The organism is Aureimonas altamirensis (genome assembly GCF_023702225.1).
Taxonomy (GTDB): Bacteria; Pseudomonadota; Alphaproteobacteria; order Rhizobiales; family Rhizobiaceae; genus Aureimonas; species Aureimonas altamirensis_B.
The window spans coordinates 228,113-245,567 of record NZ_JAMQCO010000002.1; the positions used below are offsets into that span (position 1 = coordinate 228,113).

Below are 17,455 nucleotides of genomic sequence, written 5' to 3' on the forward strand. Positions count from 1 at the left end.
GGGCAACACGAAGGGTCGATCCCATGTCCACCACCGCCGCGCCACACGAAGGCAACACGCTTTTTCCGCTGGTCCTGTCCATAGTGGCGGCAGCCGCGACAGGCGTCCTCTGGGCCTATGCCAATCCGATCCAACTGGTGCCGGGCGTCATCCAGTGGCGCATCTTCGCTTTCCTGCCGCCGCTCGTCGGCATCCTGCTCGGCTGGAAAAGCGGTTTCATCTGCGGCTATCTCGGCACCATCGTCTGGTCCCTGCTGGCCGGCACCTTCATTCCGGCGCATTCGCTGATCGTCGACGGGATCATGGTCGGCCTGACGGGGCTCGTTCCCGCCCTCCTGTTCGACCCGGCCCGTACGAAATTCGACATGCCGACGCTGGTCAAACTGGCGGCAACCTGCCTGATCGTTGGGCTGGTCATGGTGGTCGCGGTGTCGGCCAGCCTGGCCTGGCTCGGCATATTCCCCTTCTGGTGGGCCGTCATGTATCTCGGCCTGTCGGACATCGTGCCGATGCTCATCGGAACGCCGCTTCTGGTGCGACCGGCCATCAAGCTGCTCAAATCGGCACATCCTGCCGGCTTCACGCGTTTCTGACCCCATCGTGCTCGAACTCAAGGACATCGTCGTCGCCCTTGGCGACGCGGCACCCGCGCTCGACGGCTGCTCCCTTACGCTGGAGCCGGGCGAGCGGCTGCTGATCTGCGGCAGCGCCGGTGCCGGCAAATCCACCCTCGCCTCGGTCGCCGCCGGTATCGTCCCGCGGCTGGTCGCGCCGACCGTCTTCTCCGGCATCCACCGCGTCGGCGGAGAGGACGCCCGCCTGCTGGACCGCAGCGCCCTGTTCGGCGCGGTCGGCTCCGTCGCCCAGAATGTCGAAGACCAGCTCTGGGATCTCGGCGTGGAAGACCTGATCGCCTTCCCGCTCGAGAATCAGGGACTGGCAAAACCGGCCATTCGCGAGCGGGTCGACGCCCTGATCCACGATTTCGGGCTGAACGCACTGCGCGGCCGGCGCGTCCTGACGCTATCGGGCGGAGAGCGGCGCATGGTTGCTCTGGCCGCCGCACTGGCGGGCCAGCCGCGTTACCTGGTGCTGGACGAGCCGACGACGGGACTCGACCCTGCGGCGGCGATACGCTTGGTCTCGTTGCTGGAGCGCGCCTCCACCGACCGGATGGGCATCCTCATCACCGAAGAGAACGCAGCGCCCTTCGAAAAACTGGCCGGAGCGGTCCAACTGCTCAAGGACGGCCGCCTGACCGAGCGTCGTTCGACCGCCGACTGCATGGCCGACGCGGCGGTCTGGGCCGCTTGCGGGCTGATCGCACCGGCAAACCGCCTGAAGCGACTGCATCGGATGGCGGCCGGCCAGGAGCGACTTGTCGTTCAGGGAGTTCGCACGCGGCTTCGGCGCGGCGACGGCCAGCCCGTCCTGGCCAATGCCGGCTTCCGCCTCCGGGCAGGCGAGATCGTCGGGCTGATCGGCCGCAACGGAGCCGGCAAGACGACCCTGTTCCAGGCGCTTCTGGGCCTTGCGCCCGTCGTTGCCGGACGCATCGAGATCGACGGTGCGGACGCGCAAGGCTGGACGGTCGCACGCCGCGCGCGCACGCTCGCCTATCTGCCGCAGAACATGCGACGCGTCCTGTTCAACATGACGGTTCAGGAGGAAGTGCTGTTTGCCGTGACGGCCGGCGGCCCCGTCGACGACGATGCCCGCAACCGCGCCTCGCAGGCACTGGAGACCTATGGGCTGACGGCGCTTGCACAGGCCAACCCCTTCGCCCTCTCGGCCCGTCAGCAGGGGCTTCTGGGCCTCGCCTGCGCCGATGCCGCACAGGCCGCCGTCGCCATCCTCGACGAGCCGCTGTTCGGCCGCGACGTGCGCGGCCGGCAGATGCTCGACACCTTCCTTCAGGCGCAAAGAGGCCGTGGCGGCGCGGTGCTGATCATCTCCCACGATCTGGACATGGTGGACGATGTGGCCGAACGGCTTCTCGTTCTCGATGGAGGCGCCATCACCTATGACGGCGATACGCGACAGGCCTGGTCCAGCTCGGCCTTTGCCGTCCTTGGCTGGCCCGCGCCACGCCATGCCGCCTTCGGAGAAGCCGCATGACGCGTGTTCACGACATCAACTTCTTCGTCAAGCTGGGGCTTGCCTTCGCGGTGATGGTCGTGGCCTGGGCCGTCCCCGGCTGGTGGTGGGGCGTGCCCATCGCGGCCGCGACCATCCTGTTTTTGGCAGCGGCCGGCGTTCCGGGCCTGTCGGCCTATCTGAAGGGAGCGAGCCTGCTTGTCCTGCTGGTCATGGCAAGCTGGATCGTCAACCTTGCGATTCAGGGCATGGCATGGCCGGACACCATCCCGGTCGCTGCCGGCATGGCCGCGCGGCTCGTCACCACAACGGCCGCCTTCTACTTCGTGATGGAGACGTCCACACCCGGCTCCATCCTTGCCGCATGCAGCGCCGCGCGCCTGCCGCCCATTGCGACGCTGGTGCTGTCGCTGACCTTCGGCATCATCCCCATGCTGCGGGAGGATTTTCACCGCATCGCCGATGCGCAGCGCGCCAGGGGCATGGAGATAGACGACGTGCCTTTCTTCAAGCGGCTCCGATATTCGCTCGCCCGCGGCGTGCCACTTCTGGTTCAGGCCGTGCGCATGGCGCACGCCATCTCGCTATCGCTCGCCATCCACGGCTTCGACATGCGGCGCAAGCGCACCACATGGCGTCATGTCGGGCTGCTGGTCGAGCCGACCCTGCCACCGAGGAACGGCACGCCATGACGCACTCTCCCATGACCGGCCAGCACTGGACGGTCGATGTCGCCGGGCTTGCCGTCGAGCTTCCCATCGTGGCCATCAAGCCGGACTTCGCGATCTCCTTGATGATGGTCATCGATATGGGCGTCCGCTTCGGCGCCCATGCGGGCTCGGCGCTTGCGCGGAAACTGGCGCCGCTTCGTCCGGACGTCATCGTGGGGCCGGCTACCCTCGGCATACCCGTCGCCATCGAGACGACGCGGGCGCTGGGGCTCGATCATTACGTCGTGCTGCAGAAATCGCCCAAGATCCATCTCGGCGATGCCCTGGTGCAGAACATTTCCTCCATCACCTCGACGCGCGAGCAATCGCTGCTGCTGGACCGCCAGGCCGTGCCGCTGATCGCCGGCAAGCGCGTGGTCGTGGTGGACGACGTGGTGGCCTCCGGCTCCAGCCTGAAGGGCGCGACCGATCTCGTCAGGCGGGCCGGCGGGCAAGTCGTCGGACTTGGCGTGATCCTGACGGAAGCGCGCGACTGGCTGCAAACCCTCGGCGACGATGCGCGGCTCGTCCACAGCCTTGCGCACATCCCGCAATTCATAAACGAAGGGGGCGATTGGCTCCCGATACCGGAAACGTTTCTTGTCGATCCGGATTAACGACGCCCGCCAACCTCATCCAGATGCTCAAGAAGATCGGCCGGATCGTCATAGACGCGAATGGCTCCTGCCTGCTGGAGTTCCTCCCGCCCGTATCCGCCGCTGAGAAGACCGATCCCCAGGGCGCGGGCGCGCGTCGCGGCCAGCATGTCCCAGATCGCGTCGCCCACCACCATGCAATTGCCGATCGGAGCGCCGAGCCTGTCGGCGGCGGCCAGGAACAGGTCCGGGTCGGGCTTGGCGTAGCGCACCTGGTCGCGTGTGACGACAACGGATCGATCGGGATCGACGCCGAGCGCCTCTAGATTGACGCGCGCCGTCTCCATGCGGCCGCTGGTGGCGATGGCCCACGGTATGCCGGCCGCGCCAAGCCAATGCAGCAATTCACGTGCGCCGGGTAGTGGCTGGACGCTCGTCTTCTGCGCCCTGTACGCTTCCGCGTGGAGGTGACGCAGCCGCTCCATGCGCTCGACCGTCAGGTCCTGTCCGGTTTCCCGCAAGAGCTGGTTCGTGAACAGGCCGCCGCTCATGCCGATCCGCCGGTGGATGCGCCAGACGGACAAGGCGATTCCCTCTTCGTCCAGCGCGTGCTTCCACGCCAGCACATGCTGATAGACGCTGTCGACGAGTGTTCCGTCGAGATCGAACAGGAAGGCGGTTTCCATGCGCATGTCGCGGCCTTTCGGGTTACGTGGCACCGGCAAGGCGGAAACTGGCGCAATCGCAACGATTGGCGAGGGTCTTATGCGTGCGAGAAGACGTCCACCTGGGCCCCCGGCCGCGTGCAGGCGATGGATGCGGCATGCGCAGCCGCCGCGATCGCTTCGGGAAGGCTCATCCCCTCGTCGACGCGGGCAGCGAGCGTTCCGGTAAAAAGGTCTCCGGCGCCTGTCGTGTCCACGACGGCCACCTTGGGGGCCTCGAAATGCCGCTTCGCACCGTCGGGCGAATACAGGTCCACGCCGGCGGCCCCCAGGGTGACGACGAGTTGCACGCCGAATTGCCGGGAAAGCCCCGCCAGCCCGTCGGCCTCGCCCGCCAGCCGCCCGGCCACTTCCGCCTCATGCTCGTTGACGACGAAGATATCCGTGCGATCGAGTACGGCGGTCAGCGCAAGAGGATCGGCGTTTTCGTCGGCCGGCGCGAAATTGAAGACGAGCGTCGCGTCGTCCGGCAACCGCCGCGCGAAAGCCAGAGTCTCGGCCAGCGGCACTTCCATCTGGACGATGGCCGTCGAAGCGGACAGGACGAGCGCCTCGGGCACTGCCTCGGCGGAAAGGCAGAGGTTGGCGCCGCTGGCGACGGTTATGGCGTTTTCCGCCCTGTCATCGACGGAGATGAAGGCGACACCGGTCCGCGCCGTCGTCCGCTGCAAGGCGGACACGTCTACCCCCAGGCCGGCGAAATTGGCCGCGCAGTCGTCTCCGAAGGAATCCTGCCCGATTGCGCCGGCCATGGCGACGAAGCCGCCGGCGGCACGGGCCGCATGCGCGGCGGCAACCGCCTGGTTTGCGCCCTTGCCGCCGAAATAGGTGTCGTAGCAGGCAGAGAGAACGGTTTCGCCCGGCCGCGCGATGCGCGCGACGCGCGACACGAGATCGACGTTCACGGAACCGAATATGATGATGCTACCCATGATATCGCCTGCCCGATTGATGCCAGAACCGCCGGACGCGATGCGCCCGGCGGAGTCGATAACAGAGGGTCGTCCGGCGGAACAGCCTCAGTTCAGCATTTCGGCCGGCAACGGCGAGCCGTGGTACTTCTGATAGATGTCTACCCGTCAGCTTCGGATCGAGCGCCGAAGTGACGTCGTCGAACAGCATCACCTTCGGCTACATGGCCAGAGACCGCGCGATAGCCGCACGCTGCTGCCCCCCAACAATTGTTCGGGATAAGATCGGCCTCTTCCGACTGGTCCACCTGCGCAGTACCCGCGCCGCTGTCTCCCGCGCCTGTGCAACCCTTTTCACCGACACCGGTGCCAGCATGATGTTTTCGACGATGGTCAGTTGCGGGAACAGGTTGTAGCTTTGAAAGACGATGCGAAGCGTGCGGACATCGCCTAGAGGATTCGAAACTCGACAAACACGCGCTGCGGACGTGGTAAGACCACGTCAATGCACTCGTCATGTTGCAACGCATCAAAACCGCTTGGTCAACGATGGAAGATGTTCAGCCGATCTGGCTCAGCTTGCGGTGATATTCGCGCTTGGCCTTGTACATGGCGTTGTCGGCACGGCGTGCGGTCGCCTCGAGGCTTTCCCCGTCACGGCTGGTGGCGAGCCCGGCCGACAGGCTCAGCCTGGACGACGCCGTGGAATAGAACTGGTTGTTCAGGTCGCATAGCCCGTCCAGATCCTTCAGGATCTTGGCGGCATGAACCTCGTCGAGGCCAGGCAGGGTCAAGGCGAATTCGTCGCCGCCGATGCGCGCCGCATGGCCAGGCGCCTCCACCAGCTTGCCAAGCACCTCGCCCGCCCGACGCAGGAGGTCGTCTCCGGCCGCATGACCCAGGGAATCGTTGACCTCTTTCAGGTTGTTGAGATCGATGATGATGATCGATATCGGGTCGGTGCCGTTGCGCTGCAGGCGATTCAACTCGTCGATATAGAATGACCGGTTGAAGAGCTTGGTCAATGCATCGTGCTTGCCCAGGAATTCCAGATAGGCTTCGGCCGCCTTGCGCGCCGTGATGTCCGTCAGCGCCACCTGCACCAGGGACCAGTCGTCCTCGGCGCCGGGCAGGACTGAGAATTGCAGCATGAGATGGAGCTCGCGGCCGTCCAGGGCGTAGTTGACCACCTCTCGCGTCTGGAAAAGCTGGCCGTTCCAGAGGTCGATCAACTGCTCGCGGAAGGGCTGCACCATCCTGTCGCGAAAGATTCGCCCCAGGCTGTGCAAAAGCGTGCGCTTGTCCGGCGCACCGAACAGCTTGATCGTCGTGTGGTTGATGTCGATGACGCGGATTTCGCTCATGCACCGGTTGACGAATTCGGGGTGTACATCGGTGAACACCCTGAAGTCCTGGATGCCGCGAAAACGCAGTTCGTCCAGCAGCTTCTTGATGGCGGAAAAATCCTCGACCCAGAGAGATACCGGCGAATGCTCGAACAGGCCGCGTGCGAACCGTTCGCTGGCGGCCTGGGCGGCACGGGCGCCTTCCCGCTCGGTCATATCCTCGGTCACCACGAGAACGCGGCTCCAGTCATGCTCGTGCCCGGGCATGATCTTGCCGGATAGCTGGATGTCCAGCCTGTCGCCGGCAGCCGTATAATTCACCGTATGGCTGTAGAACTCGCGCTCGCCCCGCCACAAGGCCTCGAGCTCCTGGGCATGGGTGTTCATCATGTCGGCGCTGAAGATGACCGACAGGTTCTTCTCCAACTCGGCGAGGTCGGCGACCTTGTACAATTGAAGCACGCGCTCGTTGACCTTCAGAACGCGTATGAGCGCGGAACAGCGGCGGACACGTTCCGGATCCTCCGCCAGATACGCGGCCAGATCGGATACGCCCGCTTCACGCCACTCGGCGAACAACGCTTTGACGCCGCTGTAATCCTCCAGCCACATGGGCGAAGGAGACAATCCGAAGAAATCCGGTTCGCTATCGATCTTGCCGGCCACAGGGGACACATGGCTCGAGGAAGTCTGCATTCCGATTACACCTGCCGAGACGCACTTGCCTTCTTCGAATAATTCAAGGTTGCGATCTTTGACAGGCGTAATTTGATTGCTGCCGCTATTCACGATCGTCATGGTGCTGTCGTGCATGCTGCAGCCCTTTCCCTGACGGAGGACGTACTTCCGCCCGACAAGCAAAAGGAAACGCCCGCCCTCCTACCAGAAACTTCAGGAAGAATGATACCCTGTATCCTGCATTTGTCATTCTTATATTTTCGTATGTTTTTGGAAACCGTTTCTAGAATGTAGGCGGCGTACAGGCGCTGACGACCCGACAAGGGTTGGGGCCGACGCATCGGAAGCGGTGAGGCCGGCGACTGTCGAAATAATAGGCGTCGCCGGGTCCGAGAATTCGCCTTTCTCCGTCCACCGTCACCTCCAGCCGGCCGCAAAGCACGATGCCGCCCTCCTCCCCGTCGTGGACGAGCGGGACCTTGCCCGTATCGGAGCCCGGCTGATAGCATTCCTCCAGGATCTGAAGGCTGCGCCCGAAGAGGTTGTCGCCGACCTGACGGTAGGAGATTGGGCCCTTGCCGATCTCCTTCAGTTCGTCCGCGCGGTAGAAGGCGCGGGCCGGCTGCTCCGGCTCGAAGGCGAAGAATTCCGCAAGGCCGACGGGAATGCCGTCGAGGATACGCTTCAGTGCGCCCACCGAAGGGTTCGTACCGTTGGATTCGATCAGAGATATCGTCGAATTCGTAACGCCCGCTCTCGAGGCCAACTGGCGCTGCGAGAGCTTGTGCTTGAGCCTGAGGCTGCGCAACCGTCCACCGATATCCACCGTCACGCCGTTCACTCCGTTCGATATATCGAACATTTGCAGCACGGATCACGGTAAAACAATAGCTTGGCGGTATCCAGAAAAGGACTTGTTGCGACCGGGGTTCAGGGCTCCAATGGGCGATCACGCACCGGAGCCGATCCATGAACGTTCACGACCGCCCCAACGCCCCCGTCCTCGACAGCTACTGGATGCCGTTTACCGCCAATCGCCAGTTCAAGGCCGCGCCGCGCATGCTCGCCGCAGCCGACGGCATGTACTACACCAGCGATGACGGGCGCCGGGTGCTGGACGGGACGGCCGGCCTGTGGTGCGTCAATGCCGGCCATGGCCGGCGCGGCATCGCTGCTGCGGTGGAACGGCAACTTTCGACGCTCGATTTCGCACCCTCGTTCCAGATGGGCCATCCCATCGCCTTCGAATTCGCGGAACGGCTTGCCGCGATCGCCCCGGGGCCCGAGGGAAACCGCCTCGACCGCGTGTTCTTTACCGGCTCGGGATCGGAATCGGTCGATACCGCGCTCAAGATCGCCATCGCCTACCAGCGGGCCATCGGCCAGGGTACTCGCACCCGCGTCATAGGGCGTGAACGCGGCTATCACGGCGTCGGCTTCGGCGGCATATCGGTAGGCGGCCTCGTCAACAACCGACGTGTCTTTCCGCTGCTGCCCGGGGTCGACCACCTGCGGCATACCCACGACCCCGCCCGCAACGCATTCGTCAAGGGCCAGCCCCGCCACGGCGCGGAGCTGGCCGACGATCTGGAAAGGCTGGTCGCACTGCATGGCGCGGAGACCATCGCCGCCTGCATCGTCGAGCCGGTCGCCGGCTCCACCGGCGTGCTCATCCCGCCGCAGGGCTATCTCCAGCGGCTTCGCGACATCTGCTCCAGGCACGGCATCCTCCTGATCTTCGACGAGGTCATCACCGGGTTCGGCCGCCTGGGAGCCCCCTTCGCGACGGACTGGTTCGGCGTCGTGCCGGATATCGTCACCACGGCCAAGGGCCTGACGAACGGCACGATCCCCATGGGCGCCGTCTTCAGCAGCCGGGCCGTCCACGATGCGTTGATGCACGGCCCCGAAGCCCAGATCGAGCTTTTCCACGGCTATACCTATTCCGGCCATCCGGTGGCGTGCGCAGCCGGCATCGCCACGTTGGACATCTACGCGGACGAGGGGCTCCTCACCCGCGCGTCGGAGCTGGACGACCACTTCGCCAATGCCATGCACGCCCTCGAAGGCACGGAGAACGTCGTCGATATCCGCACCATCGGCCTCGTCGCGGGCATCGAACTGGCGTCGATTGAAGGCGCGCCGGGCAAGCGCGCCTACGATGTCTTCGTGGACTGTTTCGAGAAAGGGCTGCTTATCCGCGTCACAGGCGACATCATCGCCCTGTCGCCGCCGCTGATCGTCTCCGAAGACGAAATCTCCAGCATGGCCGACATGGTCGGCGATGCCATCCGCCGCATCGGCTGAGGATTGCGCGGCCCGTGGATATTCAATAAGCCCCCCGGATAATTTGCCGGGGGCGCATCATGCAGGCGTTTCACCTACACCGTGGCTTTGCCCTGCAAGGCCTTCTGATAGCTATTGCGGTCGTCGCCATCACGCTTGTCCTGGTGTCCTGGCTGGGTATCCACGATGCGGCCATCGAGGGCGGCCCGCTGGAGCGCGGGCAGGAAGCGGCGCTTGCAGCGGCGGCGCTGTTCTACGCCATCGCGGCCGTCCTGCAGCGCGGCGCCGGCCGCATGGCGGCCGTCGGCGCCAGCGTGCTGGCGGCGGTCTTCTTCCTGCGCGAGTTGGAACTGGCCGGCGACGGCCCGATCGCTTCCCTGTTCAACGCGCCGCACTTCCGCATCTACGAGGCTGTGGCAATCTGCGCCGTCGCATTGCCCTACATCGCCCTTCGCTGGCGGCTGCTGGGTGAGCATATCGCCTATCTGAAAGAGCTTCGCGGATGGCCCTTCGTCTGCGTCGCCGTGCTTCTTTTGATCGGCGAGGCATTCGACGGGCATCCTGCACTGGCCGGGATCGACTATCTGCCGATGTTGATCGAGGAGACGGTCGAAACCTTCGCCTATGTCCTCTTCGCAGCCATCGGGTTGCAGGTGCTGCGCAATGCCGTCGCGCTGCATCGCCACACCGAATTGGGCTCGGAAACGCATCACAAGGCGCTATAAGAATCATCCGCAGCAATGGGAGGTTGATTCATGGCGATCCAGAAGGCCCTTGTTCTCGAAGAGCGGCACAAGCTGGCGATCCGCGACATCGATCTTCCGCTGACGGTCGGGCCGACGGACGTGCGCATTCGTCTCCATACGGTGGGCATCTGCGGCTCCGACGTTCATTACTATACGCATGGCCGCATCGGTGGCTTCGTCGTCGAGGCCCCGATGGTTCTGGGGCATGAAGCTGCGGGAACGGTGGCCGAGATCGGCTCGGACGTGCGCCACCTGGCAGTCGGAGACCGCGTCTGCATGGAGCCCGGCGTGCCTGATCCGAACTCCCGCGCCACGCGGCTCGGCATGTACAATGTCGATCCGGCGGTCACCTTCTGGGCGACGCCGCCGGTCCATGGCGTCCTGACCGCCGAAGTCGTCCATCCTGCCAATTTCACCTTCCGCCTGCCCGACAGCGTCAGTTTTGCGGAAGGCGCCATGGTAGAGCCCTTCGCCGTCGGCCTGCAGGCCGCCCAGAAAGCGAAGATCGCCCCCGGCGACGTCGGCGTCGTCATCGGTGCCGGGCCCATCGGCATCATGGTGGCGCTGGCGGCCCTGGCCGGGGGGTGCGCCAGCGTCATCGTGGCCGACCTGATGGCCGACAAACTCCAGATCGCCGCTCGATATCCCGGCATCGTCCCCGTCGATATCCGTAGCGCGGACCTGAAAGAGGCCGTCGACAAGGCGACCGGCGGCTGGGGCGCGGACGTCGTCTTCGAAGCCAGTGGCTCGCCGAAGGCATGGGAAAGCCTGCTGACCCTGCCGAGGCCGGGCGGAGCCGTGGTCGTGGTGGGGCTTCCCGTGCATCCCACGGCGATGGACTGGGCGACCGCCTCCACCCGGGAGCTCTGCTTCGAGACGGTCTTTCGCTATGCGCACCAATATCCGCGGGCGATCCAGATGATGGCGTCGGGCAAGGTGGACCTGAAGCCGTTGATATCGGCCACCCTGCCCTTCGACAGGTCGGTGGAGGCGTTCGAGCGCGCCGCCGAAGGCCGGCCTGCCGATGTCAAGCTACAGATCGAGATGCCGCAAGGCGGATAAGCGCCGTCGCCTGGCGGCGCATTGCTTGCCGCGCAACGCTCCGTTGCGTAAACCGCTGCTACTGGACATGCGACACGCCGCTAGGCTGTGCAAAATCTTGCCGCTTGCGGCAAGTGTCCACGGTTTGTGCAATGCAGCACGGGAGACTTCATGAGCCGCGTCCTTTCGAGGGATGCGATGGCGTTGCACCTTACGGTCCTCGTCATCGTGATCATCGCCGACCTGATCGGCGTCATCCGGGTGCCGATCGGCATCGCGACGATCATTCTCCTGCCTATCCTGTATGCCTTCGCCATCGGCATCGCGCTCAACCCCGCGATCTGCAAGCCCATGTCGCGCCTGATCACGCCGCGCTCCACCCGGATCGCTGGGGGCATGATCACCATTGCGATCATGCCCTTCATCGCCCGCTTCGGCACGACGGTCGGCCCCGAGATCGAGGCCATCATCGAGGCCGGGCCGGCATTGGTGCTGCAGGAACTGGGCAATCTCGGCACCATTGCCGTGGCTTTCCCGGTCGCCGTCTTCCTCTTGCGCATGGGCCGCGAAGCCATAGGCGCAAGCTATTCCATCGACCGGGAGCCGAACCTGGCGCTGATTGCAGAGAAATACGGCCTCAACAGCCCCGAGGGTGCCGGCGCCATGGGCGTCTACGCCACCGGCACGCTCATCGGCACATTCGTCTTCGCCATCATGCCTCCGCTGATCCACGCACTGGGCATCTTCGACATCCGCGCGCTGGCCATGTCCTGCGGCGTAGGCTCCGGGTCCATGCTGGCAGCCTGCACCGGCGGTCTCGTGGCGGTCGTACCCGACCAGGAGCAGCTTATCCTGGCGCTTGCCGCGGCCAGCAACATCCTGACCTATGCGACCGGGCTTTATGTCGGCCTGTTCGTCGCGCTTCCGCTGACGGAGTGGCTGTACCGCAAGTCGCGTCCGCACGAATTCTCGACCGCAGCCTGAGGACACCGTCATGAGCAATGCAAGAGACGAGAGAGTGTCCGACCTTCGGGACGTGATCGTGGAGGAAGACGAGCGCGCCCTGCCCATCGGAGAAAAGATGGCCATGCTGGCGGTAGCCGGCGTCATCGGCCTCGCCGCCAACTGGGCCGCCACAGGCACGACCGCCATCGAGGCGCTGCCCGGCATGCTGATCCTTCTGGCGGCATCCGCTGCGGGCCTTCTCATCGCGCAGGTGGTACCGCTGAAGCTGCCTGCCGTGGCGTGGGTCTCGCTGATCGCGATCCTGATCACCATCCCCGGCCTGCCGGGCTCGGCCGCCGTGCTGGATGCCGTCGGCCGCCTCAACTTCCTGGCGCTGGCGACGCCTGCGCTGGCCTATGGCGGCCTTGCGCTGACGCAGACCGAATTTCGCATCGCGCGCACATCGGGCTGGAAGATCGTCATCGTCGCCATCTGCGTGATGTTCGGCACCTATATCGGCTCCGTCGTCGTCGCAGATCTGACGCTGCGGCTCTTCGGCTGACATCCAATTCACAAGGGACGCCTCCATGTCCGCAGCCATACCCGGCGACATCATCGAGGAAGCCGTCAACTGGCGCCATGCGTTGCATCGCCGGCCCGAACTGGCCTACCGCGAAACGGAAACCGCCGACTTCATCGCGGCCCGCCTCGAAAGCTTCGGCCTGACGGTACGGCGCGGCTACGGAAAGACGGGGCTTGTGGCGACGCTGTCGCGCGGCACGTCCCGCCGCGTTGTCGGCCTGCGCGCCGACATGGACGCGTTGCCGATCGTTGAAGCGAGCGGCGTCGCCCATGCCTCCCTGGTTCCGGGCGTGATGCATGCCTGCGGGCACGACGGGCACGTAACGATGCTGCTGGCCGCCGCGCGCGAAATCGCCGCCCTGCCAGGGCTCGACGGTACGGTCCATTTCATATTCCAGCCGGCGGAAGAGGTAGAGGGCGGCGCGCGGGAAATGATCCGCGACGGCCTGTTCCGCGACTTTCCGGTGGACGAGGTCTACGGCATCCACAACTGGCCGGGCATGAGGCCGGGCTCACTGGTCGCGCGGGACGGCGCGATGATGGCGGCTTTCGCGACATTCGAGATCGCCGTCACGGGGCGTGGCTCGCATGGCGCGATGCCGCACGAGGGGGCGGATCCGATCCTGGCCGCAAGCCAGATCGTGACCGCGTTGCAATCCATCGCGGCGCGCAACGTTCCGCCGCTGGAGGCGGCGGTGGTTTCCGCAACGCAGATCCACGGCGGCGATGCCTATAACGTCATCCCCGAAGCCGTCGTCATCCGGGGCACGACACGCTGGTTCTCTCCGGTCGTGGGCGACTTGATGGAGGCGCGTCTCGGTACGGTCGCGGCCATGGTGGCCCAGGCGATGGGCGCCGGCGCGAGCGTCGACTACAGGCGCCTTTACCCGGCCACGATCAACACGCCGGCCGCCGCCGCGGCCATCCGCGCGATCGCCGGCGACGCAACCGGCCTGACAGTCGAGGACAGTGGCCCCAGCATGGCCGCGGAGGACTTCGCATTCATGCTGGAAGAGCGGCCGGGAGCCTACATCTGGCTGGGTGCGGCCCGGGATGGAGACAATCCCGGCCTGCATTCGCCGCGCTTCGACTTCAACGATGCCATCATCGCGGACGGTATCCGCCTGTGGCGCGACATCGCCGCGGCGCGCCTCGGGCAAGGCGCCGCCGGGCCGGCATGATATGAAGGGTGCATGGATTTCATCGACGCCAAGGCCCTGCGCCACTTCCTGACCGTGGTGCGCCACGGCTCGTTCCGCGCCGCGGCCGAGCAACTCAACGTCGCGCCCTCCGCCGTCAGCCGGCAGATCGCCGATCTCGAATACGAGATCGGCCTGCCCCTGTTCGAACGCACGGCCCGGGGCGCCACGCTGACCCCCGCCGGCTCCCTGTTGCTGGAGCATGGACGCCGCCTGACCGAGGAAGGCGGCCTGCTGCGAGAGGAACTCGACCGGCTGAAGGGCGGCGAGCAGCGTCGTGTCGCCATCGTCTGCGGCGAGGGCTTCGTCGGCGACCTGATCGACAACGGCCTCGCTCCCTTCTTCACCATCTATCCGCATGTCCGACATGCGCTTCGACTGGCGGGCACCGACGCCATCGTGGAAGCCATCGCCAATGGCGAGGCGGATATCGGCCTCGTATACAATCCCCCGGTAGAGACGCGGATCCGCTCCATTGCCATCAAGCGGCAACCGCTCTGCATGGTCACCCGGGCGAACGACGACCTCCTGAATGCGGCCCGGCCCGACCTCGCCTCCGGCCTGCACCGGCCGCTGGCGCTGCTGACGGAGGGGCATGGCACCCGGCAACTCGTGGCGCGGATGGCGGCGGATGCAGGACTTGCCGTCGCCCCGGTGCTCGAAACCCAGTCGATCGACGCGCTGCGCCGCTTCGCCATGGCCGGCGGCGTGACCTTCCTGCCGCATTTCGCGGTGGCGAACGAGATATCGGCGGGGCTGCTCGGTGCATCGGAGCTCGACGATCCGCTGGCCTTGCAGGCCAGCGCCCACCTGATCGTCCGGGCGCACCGCCGCCTGCCCGCTTCGGTGGACAACCTGGCCAGCCACCTTGCGCAGAACATGGCCGCGTTTCGGCTGTAACCGCTTCTATTCGACGAGCCGCGTCGAAACGCCGAGCACCGGGCCTGCCTCGGCAAGTTTTCGATCCAGAGTATACAAGGTCTCGCCCTGCTCGGAGGCGATCGCGAGATGCAGTGCGTCACCCGCACGCAGGCCGACCTCATATCGATCGGCAATGCGCAAAGCGCAACGCCCCGTTCCGGCGTTGACGCCTATCGCCGGGCGGCACGCCGTTTCACCTTACAACAAGCAATTGCAGTATCGGAGGATGATCGATGGACAGGAAGACACGCATCGGCGTCGTCGGCCTCGGGGCGATGGGGTTCGGCATGGCGGCCACGCTGGCCAGGGCCGGCTTTGCGGTAACGGGTTACGACCTCGACCCAGGCAAGGCGAAGGCGGCCGCGGAGGCCGGTTTCGCCTTCGTCTCAGAGCCCGGCGAGCTGTTCGCCGGCAGCGACCGGATCGTCTTTTCCCTTCCCACCGCCCAGGACGTGGCGGCGATGCTGGAAGCGCAAGGCGACGCCGTTGGAACGAAGGCGGAAGGCCGTGTCATCCTGATCGACACCTCCACCTCCGAGCCGGACGTCAGCCGTGCGCTGGCGCGGCGCATGGCCGATGCAGGCCACGGCTTTCTGGACGCGCCGGTCAGCGGCGGCCCGGCCGGCGCTGCATCCGGTAAACTGACCATGATGATCGGCGGCGACGAGGCGGACCTTGCGCAGGCGCGCCCTGTGGTCGAGGCGATGGCTGCGAAGATCCTGCATGTCGGCCCGAGCGGCGCCGGCAATGTCGCCAAGCTGGTCAACAACCTGCTGGTTGCAGCGCATATGTTGACGACGCAAGAGGCGTTGAAGCTGGCGGTCGGCGCGGGAGTGGACGCCGAGTCCGTCCTGCGGGTCCTGAATGCCGCCACCGGCCGCAGCGCCATCAGCGAGATCCACTTTCCCAACTGGGTCATGTCCGGTCGTTTCGACAGCGGCTTCTCTATGGGGCTGATGCGCAAGGACGTGCGCCTGGCCGGCGCCATGGCCGACGAATTCGGCGTCAGCCTGCCGATTTGCGGTCATGTACGCGACATCTGGGCGGCGAGTGCCGAACGCCTCTCCGACGGGGAGGATTTCACACGGATGGGCGATTATGCCAACCACGAGAAGGCCGAGAACCATGAATAATCCGCATGCTGCACCGGACCAGACGGACCGCATCCAGGAACTCGTCGCAAGCCTGATCCCCGGCGGGCGTATCGGCAGCCTGGTCGATGGCGCCATCGAGGAAGGCACGGGCGAAACGCTTCACCTGACCGATCCCGCCAATGGCCGCGTCTTCGCCAGCTTCCGCGATGCGGGAGAAACCGTCGTCGACGCCGCGATGGATGCCGCCGCGCGCGCCCAGAAGGAATGGTCTGCCCTCAACGGCTCGGCCCGCGGCCGTATCCTGTACGAAACGGGGCGCCTCATCCGCGCCAATGCCGAGACCATCGCCGAAATGGAATGCCGCTCCGCCGGCCGGCCGATCCGGGACATGCGCGGCGAAGCCGTCCGCGTTGCCGAGATGTTCGAATATTATGCCGGCTGGTGCGACAAGCTGCATGGCGAAGTCATCCCGGTACCCGGCAGCCACCTCAATTACACGCGGCGCGAGGCAATCGGCGTCGTCACCCAGATCACGCCCTGGAACGCGCCCCTGTTCACCGGAGGTTGGCAGATCGCACCGGCGCTGGCGGCCGGCAACGGCGTTGTCATCAAGCCGTCCGAACTGACGCCGCTGTCCACCATCGTCCTCGGCCTCCTGTGCGAAAGGGCCGGCGCCCCGCGCGGCCTCGTCAACGTCCTGGCCGGCGCGGGCGCGACCACCGGCGCAGCGGCCGTCGCACACGACGCCACCGGTCTCGTCGTCTTCGTCGGCTCGGCGGCCGGCGGTGTCGCCGTCGCCACGGCGGCGGCGCGCAAGACGGTGCCGTGCATCCTCGAGCTCGGCGGCAAATCCGGAAACATCGTCTTTCCCGACGGGGACATCGACCGGGCGATCCTGGGGGCGCAATCGGCCATCTTCGGCGGCGCGGGGCAAAGCTGCGTCGCCGGCTCCCGCCTGCTCGTGCATCGCTCGATCCATTCGGCTTTCGTCGAGCGATATGCCAAAGCCGCCGACCGTATCCCCTTCGGGCACCCGGCCGATGCCGACACGCAGATCGGCCCGATCAACAATGGCCGTCAGTTCGACAAGATCGGCGCGATGGTCGCACGGGGCATCGCGGATGGCGCGCGGCTGGCGACCGGTGGCCCGGCCGGCGGCGCATTGGGGGAAACGGGCGGCTACTTCTTCGCCCCGACGATCCTCGACGATGTGAAGCCCGATGCGGAGATCGCGCGCGAGGAGGTGTTCGGACCGGTCGTCGCCGTGATGCCCTTCGATACCGAGGAAGAAGCCGTCGCGCTGGCCAACGCCACGCCCTACGGGCTGGCCGGTGCGGTCTGGACGGGCGATGTCGGACGGGCGCATCGCGTCGCGGCTGCGGTGCGGGCCGGCACCTTCTGGATAAACGGCTACAAGACCATCAACGTCATGTCGCCATTCGGCGGCTTCGGCCGCAGTGGCTACGGCCGCTCCAGCGGGCTGGAGGCCCTGCACGCCTATACGCAGGTGAAGAGCGTGTGGGTGGAGACGGCGGCCAACCCGCCCGTCGCCTTCGGCTATACCGGCTGACCGGCGAC

The 17,455-nt window shown here is 65.9% G+C and carries 17 protein-coding genes and 1 pseudogene; 13 read left to right on the forward strand and 5 right to left on the reverse strand.

Features of this window, described 5'->3' with window-relative positions; genetic code table 11:
* Positions 1-23 precede the first annotated feature (23 nt).
* From NDN16_RS03790 to NDN16_RS03805, 4 genes are read left to right on the forward strand one after another with little or no spacing between them, the layout of a single operon-like run.
* The gene (locus NDN16_RS03790; protein ID WP_251112290.1) at positions 24-593 is read left to right on the forward strand and encodes an aminotriazole resistance protein; all 570 of its coding nucleotides are present in this window, start codon (positions 24-26) and stop codon (positions 591-593) included.
* Between the two features lie 7 nt (positions 594-600).
* Positions 601-2,118 (forward strand): ABC transporter ATP-binding protein, encoded by a 1,518-nt coding sequence (locus tag NDN16_RS03795; RefSeq protein ID WP_251112291.1) that lies wholly within the window; start codon positions 601-603, stop codon positions 2,116-2,118.
* A complete protein-coding gene (locus tag NDN16_RS03800; protein WP_251112292.1) occupies positions 2,115-2,789 on the forward strand; it encodes an energy-coupling factor transporter transmembrane component T family protein in 675 nt (224 codons plus the stop codon). Before NDN16_RS03795 ends, NDN16_RS03800 begins: the two co-directional genes overlap by 4 nt.
* Positions 2,786-3,424, forward strand: coding sequence for a phosphoribosyltransferase family protein (locus tag NDN16_RS03805; RefSeq protein WP_251112293.1), 639 nt, complete (start codon positions 2,786-2,788; stop codon positions 3,422-3,424). Before NDN16_RS03800 ends, NDN16_RS03805 begins: the two co-directional genes overlap by 4 nt.
* Here NDN16_RS03805 and NDN16_RS03810 read toward each other — a convergent pair.
* The 4 genes from NDN16_RS03810 to NDN16_RS03830 form a co-directional block, all read right to left on the reverse strand.
* Positions 3,421-4,095, reverse strand: coding sequence for an HAD family hydrolase (locus NDN16_RS03810; RefSeq protein WP_251112294.1), 675 nt, complete (start codon positions 4,093-4,095; stop codon positions 3,421-3,423). The genes NDN16_RS03805 and NDN16_RS03810 overlap by 4 nt on opposite strands.
* Positions 4,096-4,166: 71 nt before the next feature.
* A complete protein-coding gene (locus tag NDN16_RS03815; protein ID WP_251112295.1) occupies positions 4,167-5,060 on the reverse strand; it encodes a PfkB family carbohydrate kinase in 894 nt (297 codons plus the stop codon).
* Between the two features lie 539 nt (positions 5,061-5,599).
* The gene (locus NDN16_RS03825; protein WP_251112296.1) at positions 5,600-7,081 is read right to left on the reverse strand and encodes a diguanylate cyclase domain-containing protein; all 1,482 of its coding nucleotides are present in this window, start codon (positions 7,079-7,081) and stop codon (positions 5,600-5,602) included.
* Positions 7,082-7,346: 265 nt separating this feature from the next.
* A complete protein-coding gene (locus NDN16_RS03830; RefSeq protein WP_251112557.1) occupies positions 7,347-7,895 on the reverse strand; it encodes a cupin domain-containing protein in 549 nt (182 codons plus the stop codon).
* A gap of 137 nt (positions 7,896-8,032) precedes the next feature.
* Between NDN16_RS03830 and NDN16_RS03835 the strand changes: the two genes are divergently transcribed.
* The 7 genes from NDN16_RS03835 to NDN16_RS03865 all read left to right on the forward strand — a co-directional run bounded on the left by NDN16_RS03835 (position 8,033) and on the right by NDN16_RS03865 (position 14,762).
* A complete protein-coding gene (locus NDN16_RS03835) occupies positions 8,033-9,370 on the forward strand; it encodes an aspartate aminotransferase family protein (protein ID WP_251112297.1) in 1,338 nt (445 codons plus the stop codon).
* Positions 9,371-9,429: 59 nt separating this feature from the next.
* A complete protein-coding gene (locus tag NDN16_RS03840; RefSeq protein WP_251112298.1) occupies positions 9,430-10,074 on the forward strand; it encodes a hypothetical protein in 645 nt (214 codons plus the stop codon).
* Between the two features lie 30 nt (positions 10,075-10,104).
* Positions 10,105-11,157, forward strand: a complete 1,053-nt coding sequence (locus NDN16_RS03845) for an NAD(P)-dependent alcohol dehydrogenase (RefSeq protein ID WP_251112299.1) — start codon at positions 10,105-10,107, stop codon at positions 11,155-11,157.
* 150 nt (positions 11,158-11,307) lie between these two features.
* The gene (locus NDN16_RS03850; protein ID WP_251112300.1) at positions 11,308-12,120 is read left to right on the forward strand and encodes a DUF3100 domain-containing protein; all 813 of its coding nucleotides are present in this window, start codon (positions 11,308-11,310) and stop codon (positions 12,118-12,120) included.
* Between the two features lie 10 nt (positions 12,121-12,130).
* Positions 12,131-12,643 carry a hypothetical protein gene (locus NDN16_RS03855; RefSeq protein WP_251112301.1) on the forward strand — a complete coding sequence of 171 codons (513 nt, stop codon included), beginning with the start codon at positions 12,131-12,133 and terminating at the stop codon, positions 12,641-12,643.
* Between the two features lie 25 nt (positions 12,644-12,668).
* Positions 12,669-13,844 carry a M20 aminoacylase family protein gene (locus NDN16_RS03860; RefSeq protein ID WP_251112302.1) on the forward strand — a complete coding sequence of 392 codons (1,176 nt, stop codon included), beginning with the start codon at positions 12,669-12,671 and terminating at the stop codon, positions 13,842-13,844.
* A gap of 12 nt (positions 13,845-13,856) precedes the next feature.
* On the forward strand, positions 13,857-14,762 hold the full coding sequence (locus NDN16_RS03865; protein WP_251112303.1) for a LysR family transcriptional regulator: 906 nt from the start codon (positions 13,857-13,859) through the stop codon (positions 14,760-14,762).
* Positions 14,763-14,768: 6 nt separating this feature from the next.
* On the opposite strand, the pseudogene NDN16_RS03870 reads toward NDN16_RS03865, so the two are convergent.
* Positions 14,769-14,906: pseudogene (locus tag NDN16_RS03870) on the reverse strand (VapC toxin family PIN domain ribonuclease); the annotation flags it as partial.
* 110 nt (positions 14,907-15,016) lie between these two features.
* Between NDN16_RS03870 and NDN16_RS03875 the strand changes: the two are divergent.
* Positions 15,017-15,916: an NAD(P)-dependent oxidoreductase gene (locus tag NDN16_RS03875; protein ID WP_251112304.1), complete on the forward strand. Its 900-nt coding sequence runs from the start codon at positions 15,017-15,019 to the stop codon at positions 15,914-15,916.
* On the forward strand, positions 15,909-17,447 hold the full coding sequence (locus tag NDN16_RS03880) for an aldehyde dehydrogenase family protein (protein ID WP_251112305.1): 1,539 nt from the start codon (positions 15,909-15,911) through the stop codon (positions 17,445-17,447). The genes NDN16_RS03875 and NDN16_RS03880 overlap by 8 nt, the downstream gene beginning before the upstream one ends.
* The last annotated feature ends 8 nt before the right edge of the window (positions 17,448-17,455 follow it).